The 16409-nt window shown below is 49.4% G+C and carries 10 protein-coding genes; 5 read left to right on the top strand and 5 right to left on the bottom strand.

Features of this window, described 5'->3' with window-relative positions; genetic code table 11:
- Positions 1–64: 64 nt before the first annotated feature.
- Positions 65–1540, top strand: a complete 1476-nt coding sequence (gene cysS, locus NQ510_RS05545) for a cysteine--tRNA ligase (protein ID WP_005825999.1) — start codon at positions 65–67, stop codon at positions 1538–1540.
- A gap of 158 nt (positions 1541–1698) precedes the next feature.
- Here the strand turns inward: cysS and NQ510_RS05540 are convergent, their stop codons facing one another.
- The 3 genes from NQ510_RS05540 to NQ510_RS05530 all read right to left on the bottom strand — a co-directional run bounded on the left by NQ510_RS05540 (position 1699) and on the right by NQ510_RS05530 (position 6615).
- On the bottom strand, positions 1699–3729 hold the full coding sequence (locus NQ510_RS05540) for a patatin-like phospholipase family protein (protein WP_016272088.1): 2031 nt from the start codon (positions 3727–3729) through the stop codon (positions 1699–1701).
- A gap of 145 nt (positions 3730–3874) precedes the next feature.
- Positions 3875–5419, bottom strand: a complete 1545-nt coding sequence (locus tag NQ510_RS05535; RefSeq protein ID WP_016272089.1) for a sulfatase family protein — start codon at positions 5417–5419, stop codon at positions 3875–3877.
- The gene (locus NQ510_RS05530) at positions 5416–6615 is read right to left on the bottom strand and encodes a glycoside hydrolase family 88 protein (RefSeq protein ID WP_005826007.1); all 1200 of its coding nucleotides are present in this window, start codon (positions 6613–6615) and stop codon (positions 5416–5418) included. The genes NQ510_RS05535 and NQ510_RS05530 overlap by 4 nt, the downstream gene beginning before the upstream one ends.
- 178 nt (positions 6616–6793) lie before the next feature.
- On the opposite strand from NQ510_RS05530, the gene NQ510_RS05525 reads away from it, so the two are divergent.
- On the top strand, positions 6794–7237 hold the full coding sequence (locus NQ510_RS05525) for a PaaI family thioesterase (RefSeq protein WP_005826009.1): 444 nt from the start codon (positions 6794–6796) through the stop codon (positions 7235–7237).
- Here NQ510_RS05525 and NQ510_RS05520 read toward each other — a convergent pair.
- Positions 7182–8096, bottom strand: a complete 915-nt coding sequence (locus NQ510_RS05520) for a DUF3108 domain-containing protein (RefSeq protein WP_080545834.1) — start codon at positions 8094–8096, stop codon at positions 7182–7184. The two genes, NQ510_RS05525 and NQ510_RS05520, sit on opposite strands and share 56 nt — an antisense overlap.
- Positions 8011–9993, bottom strand: coding sequence for an Ig-like domain-containing domain (locus NQ510_RS05515; protein ID WP_005826015.1), 1983 nt, complete (start codon positions 9991–9993; stop codon positions 8011–8013). The genes NQ510_RS05520 and NQ510_RS05515 overlap by 86 nt, the downstream gene beginning before the upstream one ends.
- 281 nt (positions 9994–10274) lie before the next feature.
- Between NQ510_RS05515 and NQ510_RS05510 the strand changes: the two genes are divergently transcribed.
- From NQ510_RS05510 to NQ510_RS05500, 3 genes are read left to right on the top strand one after another with little or no spacing between them, the layout of a single operon-like run.
- Positions 10275–11453: an efflux RND transporter periplasmic adaptor subunit gene (locus NQ510_RS05510; protein WP_005826017.1), complete on the top strand. Its 1179-nt coding sequence runs from the start codon at positions 10275–10277 to the stop codon at positions 11451–11453.
- A gap of 54 nt (positions 11454–11507) precedes the next feature.
- Positions 11508–14927, top strand: a complete 3420-nt coding sequence (locus NQ510_RS05505; protein ID WP_005826019.1) for an efflux RND transporter permease subunit — start codon at positions 11508–11510, stop codon at positions 14925–14927.
- Between the two features lie 19 nt (positions 14928–14946).
- A complete protein-coding gene (locus NQ510_RS05500) occupies positions 14947–16332 on the top strand; it encodes a TolC family protein (RefSeq protein ID WP_005826021.1) in 1386 nt (461 codons plus the stop codon).
- Positions 16333–16409: the final 77 nt, after the last annotated feature.

Raw genomic sequence — 16409 nt, 5'->3', positions numbered from 1 at the left:
CATTATAGATTTTCACAGATTTATTATACCTTTGTACTCCTAAAAGAACTAATAATCAACTGTTATGGAACATCAACTGACCATTTACAACACTTTAAATAGAAAAAAAGAGCTGTTCGTACCGCTGCATGCACCGCATGTAGGCATGTATGTCTGCGGACCGACCGTGTACGGTGACCCGCACTTGGGACATGCACGCCCTGCCATCACTTTCGACCTGCTGTTCCGCTACCTGACGCACATCGGCTACAAGGTGCGCTATGTCCGCAACATTACCGACGTGGGCCATCTGGAGCACGATGCCGACGAAGGTGAAGACAAGATTGCGAAAAAAGCCCGTCTGGAACAACTGGAACCAATGGAAGTGGCACAGTACTACATCAACCGCTATCATAAGGCGATGGATGCATTGAATGTGCTGTCTCCCAGTATCGAGCCACATGCCAGCGGCCACATCATCGAACAGATAGAACTTGTAAAGGAGATATTGAAGAACGGATATGCCTACGAAAGTGAAGGTTCCGTTTATTTCGATGTAGAAAAATACAATAAGGACCATCACTACGGCAAGCTCTCCGGACGCAACCTGGATGATGTTCTCAACACCACCCGCGAACTGGACGGACAGAGCGAGAAGCACAACCCCGCAGACTTTGCCCTCTGGAAATGTGCGCAACCGGAACACATCATGCGTTGGCCTTCCCCGTGGAGCGACGGCTTCCCCGGCTGGCACGCCGAATGTACAGCCATGGGAAAGAAATACTTGGGCGAGCACTTCGACATTCATGGTGGCGGTATGGACCTTATCTTCCCGCATCACGAATGCGAGATTGCACAATCCGTAGCTTCCCAAGGGGAAGATATGGTACATTATTGGATGCACAACAACATGCTGACCGTGAACGGACAGAAAATGGGTAAGTCTTACGGTAACTTCATCACATTGGAAGAGCTCTTCAAAGGCACACACCCCATGCTGGAGCAAGCCTACAGCCCAATGACCATCCGCTTCTTCACCCTGCAAGCCCACTACCGCAGTACGGTAGACTTCAGCAACGAAGCTCTGCAAGCCGCCGAAAAGGGATTGGCAAGACTGATGGATGCTGTACATGGACTGGACAAGATTACCCCTGCTGCAACCTCCACCATAGACGTGAAAACCCTGCGTGCCAAGTGTTACGAAGCCATGAATGATGACTTGAACTCACCGATTGTCATCGCCCACCTCTTCGACGGCGCCAAGATGGTAAACAATATCCTAGCTGGAAACGATTCCATCACAGCCGAAGACCTGAAAGAATTGAAGGAAACCTTCCACCTCTTCTGCTTCGACATCTTAGGATTACAAGAAGACAACGCCTCCAACGAAGAGCGTGAAGCCGCCTTCGGCAAAGTAGTGGACATGCTATTGGAAGAGCGTTCAAAGGCAAAAGCCAACAAAGATTGGGCTACATCCGACAAAATCCGCAATGAACTCACCGCGCTCGGTTTCGAGATTAAGGACGGTAAGGACGGAAGCGAATGGAAGCTGAATAAATAACGAAGGTATCATAACTCACCACAGAATCATACAGATTGGGGTAAGTTTTAGACAGAAGAACAAAAGAACATATTTCTCTCTCTTGTTCTTCTGTTCTTTTAACTGAAAAATAAAATCTGTATAATCCTATGGTGATTGTGTATTTTGATACATCCCTGTTAGAATACGAATCCGAACCCGGCATACCACCCTACTTTCTTCGTCTGGTTGGACCAATTCAATTGTATCTCCACTGGTCCCAGAAAACTCTTGTACATATAGCCGATGCCTACCCCTGCCATATCAACCGATTCGGAAGAGTCAAGAATCTGATGAAACTTCCCGGAGTTTCGCCCATAACTGCCCATCACTGATATATACTGGTTTTTCAAGATACGCTGTCTGAGGTTCAGCCCTGCAACCAGCAATGCGGCTTGTGACAGTTCCGCACGGTTGATGCCCGTAAACGGTATCTGCTGTGGCATATAGCGCCCCGGTATGGTCCCCCCCACCATATTGATGATGGCAAAAGGATAATTATCGCTTCCGGACAATACGCGTCCATAAAACGAAGGAGTGACAGTGAGCTTACTCGACGGAGAGAAACATCCCTGCCAACGGACATCGAAAACAGAAATAGGATTGTTGTCTTTATACTGGAAGAGGTTATCCGTATAGAGATGGTAGGATACCGCCCACGACATGCCTTTTGTAGGGGCGCTCCTCTCATTCAAGTTGTTGAACACAAGTCCGGCAAAGTAACTGAATAAGGACGAATTCTCAAACAGTGCCGAAGCCAACGGGTCGAGCGACAGCAAATCATGATAGTGGTAGTAATCAAAGTCAATGCCCAAACTGACCTGGATATTGTTCCAGTCCTTCGCCGCCCCCATACGGACCAGCTGATGTGTAAAAGTCAAATCCAGCGCCCGTTTGCCTTCATTATAAATATTCATATCTTTATAGTCGAACTGATAGGCAAGTCCTGCCTGCCATCCACCGTCCCACTGATAACTATATCCGAGTCGTGCCAGAGTACGCTTGCCCAGACGGGCGGTGAGGCTGGCCAGCGACTCCCGCTGCCGGCCGAAATAGAAGTCCGTATTTGCCTGCAACGCCGCCAGTTCTTCCGTATCAAAACGAAAACCGACATTCAGCTTGTTCTCCCGTACAGCAGGGGCGGCTATTTGGGAATCAACGGGAATCTCCCTATCAACAGCCGCGCCGGGCAAGCGGAAAGGTCCCGGGCGGCGAGGCTGATAATCTTCTGCAAGTCCCAGCTTCCGTTTCAGGGCAAGCAGTCCGTCCCAACTGTCCATGGCAGCACGCTCTCCCCGCACCATCAAAGTGTCGATGGCCTCTTTGGTGAAACTTGCAGCCGAATAGCCGGTGACATCCACCTTTATCAACACGTCGGTATTACGCAGATTCTCACGGTATTTCTTCTCTCCTTGCAGATTGATGATTTGCCCGAAGATGTCTTTCACCGATTTCAGCTCGGAAGCCTTAAGCAGCGGACTCTGCACATCCACCCCGATAATGTAGTCGGCCCCCATGGCAAGCGCCACATCTACCGGATAGTTATTCACCATTCCACCGTCCACCAACACCATTCCATCCAGGTCTACCGGAGCAAACACACCGGGAATGGACATGCTGGAACGCATGGCAGTGGCCAGTATTCCCTCATGGAACACTACTTCGCTGCCATTCACCAGATTTTCCGACACGCAGGCAAATGGAATAGGAAGACGGCTAAAATCCACAGAATCCTGGTAACCTTCTGTCAACGTGGAGAACAAACGTGCCAGGTTCTTCCCTTTTATGATACCCGCATCCGAAACAGCGGCAGATTTCAAAGAAAACGGAATGGAGAGTACATAGCGCTCCGACTTCAACCGGTCATCCAGCAACACATCCTTAGGATTGGGGGCATCCGAGAGCAAGAATTTCCAGTTCTGGGCATTCACCATACTGTCCAATTGCTGCGGGGTATATCCGATAGAATACAAACCGCCCACAATGGCCCCCATACTAGTGCCCACCACATAATCTATAGGGATACCCGCTTCTTCAATTACTTTCAGAGCACCGATATGCGCCGTCCCTTTGGCGCCACCCCCACTGAGTACGACAGCCACTTTCGGACGCCCGGACGCCCAAAGGACCATCGGCAAAAACAACAAACAAGCCCATAGTCTATACTTCATCTCCATCATTTACTTAATACGTATTGGTAATTTATTCCACTCTGAATCAAACAACCCGCTCCGACAAATAGTTCACTATCAGTCGAAGCGGGTCGCAAAAAACGTTCAAGCAATTTATGGAGGATTATCTATAACCCATTTCCAATCAATAAGGTATCATATCCTTCAAGATACCTTCCTTATACCAAGGATCATCAATCTCTTTCAACACTTTGCCCATCTCTGCGCAAAGGTCTTTTACGACTTCTTGGTTTTCTTCCAAAGAAAGGTTATTCATCTGATACGGGTCCTTTTCATCGTCAAACAACAAACTTTTGACCAGCTTATGGTTTTCGCGGTCAATGTAGAGCGCCAGCGTGTAGCGCGCCGATTTAAAGCCGCGCGACGAAGGGAAGTAGGAACGGACCATGCCTTCCGCATCCTTCTCACCGTCCAGGTTCTGGATGTAGAGAGCGCCGGTGGGACGTACAATATCCGCCTTTTCATCGAAGAAAAGCGGTGCATAGTTGCGCCCCTGCACCTCGGCCGGAATGGAGTCGGCAAGACCGGCAAGCCCCAACAAGGTAGGCATGATGTCCGGCGAGGAAAGCATCAAGTCGTCCACGCGAGGCTTAATCTTATCGGGAAAACGCACCAAGAAAGGAACGTTCATGGACTCGGAGTACGGGGAATTCTTCGGGTCTTCCGTATGCTGGCTACACATGGTCTCTCCATGGTCGGAGGCAAACACGACAATGGTATTCTTGTCCAGCCCGAGTTCCTTCAAGGCATCAAGTATCTGACCGAAAGCACGGTCGACACCCGTCACAGAAGCAAAGTAGTAGCGTGCACTCTCTGCCTTGAGCATCTTGGAGTCGGCATTCGGACGGACGAGCAAGCTGTCCAGAGGCTGGTTTTTATAGAGATTGAAATCTTCCTCCATACAGTCGTCCAAAGAACGGTACGGACTATGGGGAGGATTCATGCCTACCATAATGAAGAAAGGTTTCTTCGGGTCGCGTACATTCCCCTCGTTCTTCAGATAAGACACCACCTTGCCCGATTCGTGTAACGGTGACCACTCGCGCGGGTCGTGGCGACGGCCTTCCGTATCCCAGTAATGCGGATTCTTGTGTTCGTCAAAGGTACCGTAAGAATACCAGTAATTGAACCCATGACGACGTTCTTTCGGCGTATAGGCATCCCATGCAGGTACACGGTCTTCCACATACTGTCCGGGACGTTCGGGGTCGTTGGGGGTAGGAAAGTCGGCATGCAGTTTGCCAAAGTAGGCACAGTCATATCCGGCATTGCAGAAAACATCACTCACACACACAGCATCCTCACGCAGGGAGCTGATGGGACGGCTCGAATTGCAATTCAATGGAATACCACTCTTATTAGGATACATTCCCGTCAACAGAGAACCACGGTGGGGACTGCTCAACGGGCAGTTGCTCATGGCAGATGTCAATACCACCGACTCCCGGGCAAAATCATTCAAGCGTGGGGTATGCACCGGGTCATTCCGAAAGTTCACTTTCTCGCGAAAACCTTCCTGGCCCCAGAACTCCATCGCCTGATTACGGTATTGGTCGGGAAAAACGTAAATGACATTCGGCTGGACGGATTGTTCCGCCTGCGGGGCTTTACAGCCCTGCAAGGCGAACAAACCTAAACCACCTAACAAAATATTTAATTGAGTTTTCATTTTTCCAAGTCTCTTTTACGCATCAATCCTTCCAGGAAGTAATAGTCGGCATAATTCAGCGGTACATCAATCTCCGCACCGTGAGGAATACTGCCCACAGAGTGCATCAGGATGAAGTTGCCGTTGGTACCCACCTTGGCACGGTAGGAAGGAGAAGCGAGGCTTTCCATAATCCGGTCGGCGGTTTCCTTGTATCCCTTATCCGGCAGATAAGTACTCAGCTCGTAAAGGGCGGACGCCGTGCAGGCAGCTGCCGAAGCATCGCGAGGTTCATTCGGGATATTGGGAGCATCGAAATCCCAGTAGGGAACCAAGTCTTCCGGAAGATTCTTGTTGTTGAAGATAAAGTTGTAGACCTTTTCAGCCTGTTCCAGGTATTTGGCATCGTGTGTATAGCGATAGCACATGGTATAGCCGTACAAGGCCCACGCTTGTCCACGTGCCCAAGCAGACTCGTCGGCATAGCCTTGTGCAGTCTGTCTCTTACGGACTTCACCGGTTTCGGGGTCATAATCCACCACATGATAGCAGCTGTTGTCCTCACGGAAATGGTTAGCCATAGTCGTATCGGCGTGCTTCCGGGCTATGTTATAGAAAGTGGAGTCGCCGGACAGCTTGGAAGCTTCGAACAGCAGTTCGAGGTTCATCATATTATCAATGATAACGGGACATTTCCAGCCACGTTCAGCCTGCCACCCCTTGTCTGCATCCCATGACTGAAGTACGCCTGCTGCAGGGCGGAAACGGGTAGACAATGATTTGGCTGTCTGTATGATGACCGGCTTGTACTCCTCCTTACCCGCAAAACGGTATCCGTTCAGGTAGCTGCTGCCAATCATAAAGCCCACATCATGGTGCCAGGTAAGGTATTGTACCGAATCCAAATCCTCGGTATACTTCTCTGCCAGCGGCAGCCACTTCTGGTCACCGGTCAACTCGTACATATGCCAGATATTACCGGGGAAGAAGCCGGAACACCAATCGTCGATAGGTACATAGACAATGTTCCCATCCTTATCAATGGTACGGGGATTAAGGATTTTACCGGATTTTTCGATAATGTCTGTCTGAATTGTCTCCTGAGCCACAGCATTATCAATGTTTTCTTGGATAAAGTTGCTTTCAGCCTGCTTTTGCCCTGCGCAACCTGCCAATACAAGGAGGGAGATTCCCAATGTAGTGAGGACTGTTTTCATAATAAGGGATTTATTTATTAAGAGTTTATGATTTTTCCTGCTGCAAAAGTAGAGCAAGTGTACAGATTTGACCCGCCTAAATAATTCAATTAATGGCTAAAATCGTTACTTTTGCGTCCGGAAGCACATATTTTCCACCCATTAATCATTAATCACTAAACATTAATCATTACTCCCCATGACCGCACAAGAGTTTTTTAAGAACGACCGCTTCGCCACGAATGCAGGTGTAGAACTGATAGAAATAAAGGAAGGATACAGCAAGGCACGCCTGGTTATCACGGCAGAGCATCTCAATGCGGGAGGCCGTACGCAAGGGGGTGCCATCTTCACCCTTGCCGACCTGGCACTGGCAGCAGCAGCCAACTCCCACGGAACATTGGCCTTCTCTCTTTCGTCCAATATCACCTTCCTGCGCAGCAGCGGACCGGGCGATGTACTGTATGCCGAAGCACGCGAACGCTACATCGGCCGCACCACCGGATATTACCAGATCGACGTCACCAACCAGGAGGGAAAACTGATTGCCACTTTCGAATCCAGTGTATTTAGAAAAGGGGATAACATCACTTTTTCCTTACCACAGACGTCATCGGATAGCGGTTGCCCCGGACACTCTTGAAGAATGCCTTGGCCGAACCGAAATTCAAATACATGTCCAAGCGAATGGGAAGGTGGTTCTTATCATCGGATACGAAGAAGGTGATGACCTCCTTCTCCTTACCTTTCTTGTACTCTACGAAAGAGAATACCAAGCAGCGGTAAACGGTGTCGTTATTCGCCTTGACCTCCTCCTTGCCGCGGTAAATCAACGTCTGCTCTTCCACCCTGCGTCCTGTGGCCATGGGAAAGAGTATCTTCTGCCCTACCTTGTAGTCTTTAGGGTCATAAGAGCGCGCCTGCGCCAAAATGCTCAACATATCGAAGATACAGCGACTATCACTGTATTCCATCTCCTGAGCCTCACGCACGGGATTGTGCCAGGTGCGTCTCTGCTTTACATTCGCCAGTCCGTCCGAGTAGGAGAACCAAGCCTCGTCCACCGTATGGCGGCTTCCCTCCTCTGCCGCTTTACGGAAGTAGAGCGGCTCCAACCTATCGCTGACATAACAAGTCAACGTATCACGCATCTTGAAGAAAAAATCGGTCTTTTTACTGCCTACACAAAGCAAGTTAAAGCGAAATGCAGGCTCGGAATGGTAAGTCGTGGCATTGGTAGTGAGGCTTGCCAGACCCACCTTCTTCCAAATGAACTTCCAATTGAAATATAAATCGTACATGACATGCTCGCCCGACTGGAAAGCTTCATTCTTTGCAGTACATTGGGCCTGAACAGACTGGGAGGTTCCCAAACAGACCGCTCCCACCATTAATAGAATGAACAATTGCTTCCGCCTAATAGCTATGGCCTCTACCACTGTTGCGGCTGCTATTGCCACTGCGGTTATTTTTGTTCCTGTTTTGCTTTTTCTTGTCTTCATCTGGTTTTTGTTTTTTTAGTTCGTCCGGCTTCTGCCTATCCAGGGACTTGGCCTTAATATCCCATTCCTGGGTCAAATCAAAGTTCGCTTTAAGCTCCAGAACCATCGGATAATAGTAAACCATTTCAGGCTGGCGCTTCTCGGCATAGTTTCCCGTATCCCAGACGCCATTCCCATTCGTATCATTTATCAGCCGCGCTCCATATTTGCCCGGATTGAGGAAATAGAAATCGGCTTTCCCATCCACCACCGGCACCGTGCGCAGCACTTTGTCCTGACCGTCCAGTAGTTCCACAAAAGCCAGAGAGTCCGCTCCATGCACATTAAAGAATATCTGCCCGTACTCTTCCAGCTTCTTGGCCTTGAAGTCCTTCTTTATCTTGTCGGAGAACAACCCGTACAACCCGCGTATGGCAGCAGAATCCACTTCAAATGTATAGCTTTCGCCGGGTGCCCATTCGGCAAACAGATTATAACGCTTCAAGTCCAAAGAGTCGCGCATAAAGTCGAACGGGATATCCTGCCACAACGAGTCCACTTTCAGTTTCAGATGGAAAGCGGTGGTATCTATGCTTGCCACCGGCTCCGTAAACGACAGAGTAAGATAATCATATACATCGATTGCAGAAGGGGCATACACATCTACAGCCAGGAATTCCGTCGGCTCGGGCTCTTCCACCTCACCTTCCTTCAACTTCTTCTTTTTCTTCTCACGCTCTTTCTGTTCCTTTTCCTTCGCTTCCTGCTTCTGCTTCTGCTGCTTGTCGTATGTCAACTTCGCCAGCACATTCAAAGTATCGGTACGGGGTACCAATCGTTTCAGGCTATCCGTATACAAATAGGTGATACTCATTTTCAGGGAATCCTGCTTATAGAGCAGAGAATCCTTTATCCAATAATGAATCGTATCGTTCCGGCCGGTAGGCTGTTCTATAACAAACGCATCTTCCTCATTAAAGTTCAATCCTTTCAATAAAGGCAACGTGTCTGCCGGAGCAGTGAAATAGAGCGAAAACTTCTCCGGAGTCAACCGTTCGGCCTTCAAAAAACGTTGCGAGAAGGAAAGCTCCTTGAAAGCACGCAGCAGAACATCATCCGGAAGGTAGTGGGTATATTGACGTTCTACAATCGTATCTACTGTCAGCGAGTCTATCCAGGTCGTATCCTGGCGCATGCGCTCTTCCATGGAAGGAATGATGATAGAGTCATTAAAAGCTATCACTTCCGTCGGCTGGGAATAGGCAAAATTCTGGTCGGCATCCTGCAAGGCATAAATGCGATACTTGCCGGGAGCCACTCCACGGATAGAGAAGCGTCCGCGACTGTCCGTACGCCCCACCCGCTCAAAAGGAAGTTTGGTAAAAGCGGAGTCGGCCAGATTGGCATGCAGACCGACCAGCATTCCTTTCACCGGTTCAAGATTGGCCGCATTCAGTACTGTACCGGCCACAGCCATAGAGTCGAGACGGTCGCCCGTAGAGAAAGAATAGAAGAAATTCTCCAAGGGATTCCCCTCATTATTATCCTGGATGGCATCACCAAAATCGAATGTATAAGTGGTATTGGGTTTCAATGTATCCTGCAGGGTGATGACCACCTTCTTCCCATTAGACTTAATTTCGGGCTGCTGCACCTGCGGAGGGGATATTACAATCTTCTCATTCGGCTTGTCAAGCTTGATAAATTCGTCGAACTCAATGGAAAGTTTATTTTTATTGTGATGGAGTGCGCCGGGCGTGGGAGTACCGGAAATAAAACGCGGAGGAGTCTCATCATAAGGTCCTCCTTCAATGCGGCCTACACTGGCACAAGAATACAGTGCGGCAGCTATGGCAACACCCCCCAACAACCTGCGGAAAAGCGGCTTCATTTTAGTATGGCGTTTACGTTCTAACATGCTGCAAAAATAAAGGTTATCTGCCAATTAGCGGTATGCTTTACAGTATTTTAATCAAAAAATGTCCTTTCGTTCTCATCTATGTATGAAACATAGTTAAAAAAGGAAGTGTTTCACACCTTATATACTAAGAAAAGAATATTTTTGCAGACGAAAACTGAATAGGAGTATTCAGTTTTCTTTTTCCTGCCTTATTTCTAAATCATGAATTACACACAAAAACGCCTTTCAAGAATCGAAAAAAAGAAGAATATAAAATTATACAGAGAACAAAAAAGAGTATGAAGAGTAGATTAGTATTATTGGCATGTTGCCTGGCACTGCTCAGCAGTTGCGGACAAGGCGACAAAGGAACGGGTAAAGCTCCCGAATTTGCAGTGATTGAGGCAAAGACCACCACTGCCAACTTGACAAACAGCTACCCTGCTACTATCAAGGGTAAACAAGATGTAGAAATCCGCCCGATGGTGAGTGGGTTCATCACAAAATTGCACGTGGATGAAGGCGCAACAGTGCGCAAAGGACAAGTGTTGTTCAGCATCGACCCCGTACAACAGTATCAGGCAGCCGTAAATTCGGCCAAAGCTGCTGTTGAAACAGCCAAAGCTGCCGTAAACACACAAGAACTGACTGTAAACAACAAACGTGAACTGAACAAGAAAAACATCATCAGTGACTACGATTTGCAAATGGCCGAAAACCAGCTGGCACAGACAAAGGCACAACTAGCACAAGCCAATGCCCAATTGGTCAATGCCAAGAACAACTTGTCATACACCAGTGTAACCAGCCCCAGTGACGGTGTAGTAGGTAGCATTCCCTACCGCGTAGGTAGCTTGGTTAGTCCTTCCGTAGCCAGCCCGCTGACTACCGTTGCCGACATCTCCGAAATGTACGCCTACTTCTCCATGACCGAACGCCAACTCTTGTCACAGATTCGTGAAGGCGGTAGCACCAAGGAAATTCTGGAAAAGATGCCGGATGTACAGTTGCAGCTCATCGACGGAACCATGTATGCCGACAGTGGCCGCGTGGAGACAATCAGCGGAGTCATTGACCAGACTACCGGTTCGGTAACCATGCGTGCCCTCTTCCCCAACAAGCACAACGTGCTGCGTAGTGGAAGCACCGGCAATGTGGTATTCCCCAACCCGCTGCATGATGTCATCATGATTCCACAGTCTGCCACTACCGAAATCCAGGACAAGCAGTTCGTATTCGTACTGCAACCGGACAACACGCTGAAAAATACCGAAGTTAAAGTGTTCAGCTTAGACGACGGCAAGTATTATTACGTGACGGAAGGTTTGAAAGCAGGCGAAAAAATCGTTATCGAAGGGGTACAGAACCTGAAGGACGGACAGTCCATCACGCCCATCACGCCTGCTGAAAAGGAAGCCGAATACCAGAAGGCCCTAAAAGACCAGAAAGAAGGCAATATTCAGACTGCGTTTCAATGAAAGAATGAAAAATAAAAAAATTCTTCAATTTTTAATTCCTTAATTGTTCATGAAATGAAATTAGATAGATTTATTAACCGTCCGGTACTATCAACGGTAATTTCCATCCTGATAGTAATCTTAGGAGTTATTGGTCTGGCTACCTTGCCTATCACCCAATACCCGGACATTGCACCTCCCACCGTATCGGTAAGTGCGACTTACCAAGGTGCCAATGCCCAAACGGTGCTTAACTCCGTTATCGCTCCGCTGGAGGACCAGATTAACGGTGTGGAAAATATGATGTATATGAGTTCGAGCGCCACCAACAGCGGTTCGGGCGACATCTCCATCTACTTCAAGCAAGGTACCGACCCCGATATGGCAGCGGTGAACGTACAGAACCGCGTTTCCATGGCGCAAGGCTTGCTGCCTGCCGAAGTTACCAAAATCGGTGTAACCACCCGTAAACGCCAGACTTCCATGTTGATGGTATTCTCCATCTATGATGAAAAAGACCAGTACAACATCGAGTTCCTGGAAAACTACGCCAACATCAACCTTATCCCTGAGGTGAAACGTGTCAACGGTGTGGGCGATGCCATGGTATTGGGACAAGACTACTCCATGCGTATCTGGCTGAAACCTGATGTAATGGCCCAATACAAACTTATCCCCAACGATGTGGTTGCCGCCTTGAGCGAACAGAACATCGAAGCGGCTCCCGGCCAGTTGGGTGAGCGCGGTAACCAAACCTACCAGTATACCCTGCGCTACAAAGGACGTCTGCAACAGACTACGGAGTTCGAGAACATTGTCATCAAGGCCTTGGAGAACGGTGAAATACTCCGTCTGAAGGATGTAGCAAATGTGGAACTGGGCCGTCTGTCATACGGATTCAACAATATGGTAAACGGACATAAAGCCGTGAGTTGTATCATTTTCCAGATGGCAGGCAGTAATGCCACGCAGACCATCTCGGATATCGAGGCCCTACTGGACGACTATTCCAGCAAACTGCCCGCCGGCTTGAAGATAAACATTGCACAGAGTGCCAACGACTTCCTCTTCGCTTCCATACATGAGGTAATCAAGACATTGATCGAGGCCTTTATCCTGGTGTTCATCGTAGTGTATATCTTCCTGCAGGATATGCGCTCCACGTTGATTCCCGCCATCGCCATTCCCGTGGCGTTGATTGCCACCTTCTTCGTATTGAAACTGATTGGCTTCAGTATCAACTTGCTGACCCTTTCGGCCATGGTGCTTGCCATTGCGATTGTGGTCGATGATGCCATCGTCGTCGTCGAGGGCGTCCATGCCAAGCTGGACCAGGGCTACAAATCGGCCCGTACAGCTTCCATCGACGCCATGAGTGAACTGGGTGGTGCCATCGTCTCCATTACGTTGGTGATGATGTCCGTATTCGTTCCCGTGAGCTTCATGGGAGGTACGGCAGGTACTTTCTACCGTCAGTTCGGTTTGACCATGGCGATTGCCATCGGTTTCTCGGCTCTGAACGCCCTGACCTTGAGTCCTGCGCTGTGTGCCATCTTCTTGAAACCTCATAATGGAGGACACGAAAGTCTGAAAGAGCGTGTAGGCGTTGCCGCCAAGGAAGCGCGCAAAATTATGATTGCACGTTATGCCGACTCTATAGGCCGGTTGATGCGTCCCGGCATTACACTGCTCTTCGTGACGGTAGCTATCCTGGGCATGATTTTCGGTCTGTTCAGCTTCAGCGAACACCCCATTCTGTGTAGCTTGATGATTATCATCAGTGTGCTGGCGTTGGCAGGTATGACTACCGACAAGTTCAAACAATCCTTCAATGACTCATACAACGGTATCCTGGGCAAGTATAAGAAACAAGTGCTGTTCTTCATCCAGAAACGCTGGATATCGGCAGGACTGGTTATCGGCTCTATTGTACTGTTGGGCGTATTCATGCAGATAACCCCGACCGGTATGGTGCCCAACGAAGACACCGGTACCATCATGGGCGCTGTGACACTGCCTCCGGGCACTTCACAAGAACGCGCACAAGAGATTTTGAACCGTGTGGACAGCTTGGTTGCTGCAGACCCTGCCGTACAGTCACGTACCGTTATCTCAGGTTATAGCTTCTTGGGCGGTCAAGGCCCCTCCTACGGTTCACTCATCATCAAGCTGAAGAACTGGGAAGAACGTTCCACGATGCAGAACTCCACGATTGTGTACGCCACCTTGTACATGCGCGCCCAAAAGATTATCAAGGAAGCGCAGGTATTGTTCTTCGCGCCACCTATGATTCCGGGTTACTCGGCTTCAAGCGACATCGAGTTGAACATGCAGGACAAGACGGGTGGTGATTTGAACCACTTCTTCGACGTGGTGAACAACTATACTGCTGCCCTGGAAGCGCGTCCGGAAATCAACTCCGCCAAGACCTCCTTCAACCCCCACTTCCCGCAATACCAGCTGGACATTGATGCTGCCGCTTGTAAGAAAGCAGGCATCAGCCCCAATGATATCTTGACTACCTTGCAGGGATATTACGGTGGTTTGTATGCTTCCAACTTCAACAGCTTCGGTAAGATGTACCGCGTAATGGTACAAGCCGAACCTGATGCTACCAAGAATATGGAAACACTGCAAAGCATCAAGGTGCGCAACGGCAACGAGATGGCACCTATCACGCAGTTCATCTCCATCAAGAAAGTATATGGTCCTGACGTCATCAGCCGTTTCAACCTCTACACCTCCATGAAGGTGATGGTGGCTCCCGCATCAGGCTACACTTCCGGTCAGGCTCTGCAAGCCATTGCCGAAGTGGCGCAGGAAAACCTGCCTGCCGGTTTCGGTTATGAGTTGGGAGGTATGGCGCGTGAAGAGGCCGAAACGAGTGGCAGCACTACGGGACTCATCTTCATATTGTGCTTCGTATTCGTTTATCTGTTGCTGAGTGCCCAGTACGAAAGCTACATCCTGCCTTTATCCGTATTGCTGTCCGTGCCGTTCGGTCTGCTGGGTAGCTTCCTCTTTGTAGGCGGTATAGGCGCATTGGGCAGCATCCCGGCACTGAAAATGATTCTGGGTACGATGTCCAATGACATCTATATGCAGATTGCCCTCATCATGTTGATGGGTCTGTTGGCCAAGAATGCCATCTTGATTGTAGAGTTTGCCCTCGAACGCCGCAGAATGGGTATGAGTATCACCTGGGCAGCCGTATTGGGTGCCGCAGCCCGTCTGCGTCCTATCTTGATGACGTCGTTGGCAATGATTGTCGGTCTGCTCCCGCTGATGTTTGCTTCCGGTGCGGGTGCCAACGGTAACCGTACGCTGGGTACGTCTGCCATCGGCGGTATGTTAATCGGTATGATTCTGCAAATCTTCATAGTGCCCGCACTGTTCGTGGCATTCCAGTACCTGCAGGAGAAATTCAAGCCGATGGAATGGGAAGATGTGGACAACTCGGATGCAGAACCGGAGATTGAACAATATACAAAATAGTGATTAACGATTAGCGATTATGAAGAAAATAATATGCCTGATGTGCGCAACTGCTTTATTGAGCAGTTGCCACATCTACAAATCATACGACAGACCCGAAGACATGACAACTGCCGGACTGTATCGCGACACGGCGTCCGTGAACGATACATTAGCCGCAGATACGGCCAACTTCGGTAATCTGCCTTGGAGAGAAGTGTTCACAGACCCACAGCTGCAGACACTTATCGAGCAAGCACTCACCAACAACGGTGACCTGCGCAGTGCCGCCTTGAACGTGAAACAAGCACAAGCCGCACTGATGTCTGCCCGCCTTGCCTATGCTCCGATGCTTGCCTTGTCTCCTCAAGGAACCGTCAGCAGCTGGGACAAGGGAAAGGCTACACAAATCTACTCCCTGCCCGTCACCGCAAGCTGGCAAGTCGACCTCTTCGGTCAACTGCTGAACCCGAAGCGACAAGCAAAGGTTAGCTTGAAGCAGACGCAATTCTACGAACAAGCCGTTCAGACGCAAGTCATCGCCGGCGTAGCCAACATGTACTACACCCTGCTGATGCTGGACCGCCAACTGCAAATCACCGAAGGCACCGTCGAGATTCTGAAAAAGAACCTGGAGACCGTGCAAGCCATGAAAGATGCAGGCATCTACGGAACCACTTCTGCTGCCGTAGAGCAGAGCCGCACTGCCTACGCTCAAGTCATGGCATCACTGCCCGACATACGCCAGAGCATACGCGAAACCGAAAACGCCCTCTGCCTGATGTTGCACCAACCGGCACAGAGCATCGCACGCGGTGTACTGGAAGAGCAACAGCTTCCTACGGAATTTTCAGTAGGTATCCCCTTGCAGTTGCTATCCAACCGTCCGGACGTGAAAGCTGCCGAGATGTCACTGGCTGCCAGCTACTATAATACCAACAGCGCCCGTGCCGCTTTCTACCCGCAGATTACATTGAGCGGTTCGGGAGGCTGGACCAATAACTCCGGTGCAGGTATCGTCAACCCGGGTAAACTGCTGGCTTCCGCCATCGGTTCGCTGACGCAACCCTTGTTCTATCGCGGTGCCAACATTGCCCGTCTGAAACAAGCCAAGGCACAAGAGGAGCAGGCTAAGATTCAGTTCCAAACCGCCCTGCTGAATGCCGGAAATGAAGTGAGCAACGCCCTGCACCTGTATCAAATGGAGAAGGACAAAGCCGTTTCACGCACTATTCAAGTAAATTCTGCCCGCCAAGCTGCCTCAGATACAAAAGAATTGTTTAACTTAGGCACGTCGACCTATCTGGAAGTCTTGTCTGCCGAGCAGTCTTACCTCAGCGCACAGCTTGCAGAAGTATCCGACACCTTCAGCAGCATGCAGGCAGTCATCAGTCTGTATCAAGCGCTTGGAGGAGGAAGAGAATAAAATGAGCGATAAGTGATTAGTGATTAGCGATTAATGAAATAGTAAATCCTAATCACTAACCATTTATCACTAATCAT

The sequence above is a fragment of the Bacteroides uniformis genome, assembly GCF_025147485.1.
GTDB lineage: Bacteria > Bacteroidota > Bacteroidia > Bacteroidales > Bacteroidaceae > Bacteroides > Bacteroides uniformis.
Note: the sequence above shows the minus strand (reverse complement) of the source record. Positions and strands in the feature narration are given on the sequence as shown.

Bases quoted from the DNA above. Each gene is read 5' to 3' on its own strand.
- cysS (WP_005825999.1), top strand. From the start codon at position 65: ATGGAACATCAACTGACCATTTACAACACTTTAAATAGAAAAAAAGAG.
- NQ510_RS05540 (WP_016272088.1), bottom strand. From the start codon at position 3,729: ATGAAGTATAGACTATGGGCTTGTTTGTTGTTTTTGCCGATGGTCCTT.
- NQ510_RS05535 (WP_016272089.1), bottom strand. From the start codon at position 5,419: ATGAAAACTCAATTAAATATTTTGTTAGGTGGTTTAGGTTTGTTCGCC.
- NQ510_RS05530 (WP_005826007.1), bottom strand. From the start codon at position 6,615: ATGAAAACAGTCCTCACTACATTGGGAATCTCCCTCCTTGTATTGGCA.
- NQ510_RS05525 (WP_005826009.1), top strand. From the start codon at position 6,794: ATGACCGCACAAGAGTTTTTTAAGAACGACCGCTTCGCCACGAATGCA.
- NQ510_RS05520 (WP_080545834.1), bottom strand. From the start codon at position 8,096: ATGAAGACAAGAAAAAGCAAAACAGGAACAAAAATAACCGCAGTGGCA.
- NQ510_RS05515 (WP_005826015.1), bottom strand. From the start codon at position 9,993: ATGTTAGAACGTAAACGCCATACTAAAATGAAGCCGCTTTTCCGCAGG.
- NQ510_RS05510 (WP_005826017.1), top strand. From the start codon at position 10,275: ATGAAGAGTAGATTAGTATTATTGGCATGTTGCCTGGCACTGCTCAGC.
- NQ510_RS05505 (WP_005826019.1), top strand. From the start codon at position 11,508: ATGAAATTAGATAGATTTATTAACCGTCCGGTACTATCAACGGTAATT.
- NQ510_RS05500 (WP_005826021.1), top strand. From the start codon at position 14,947: ATGAAGAAAATAATATGCCTGATGTGCGCAACTGCTTTATTGAGCAGT.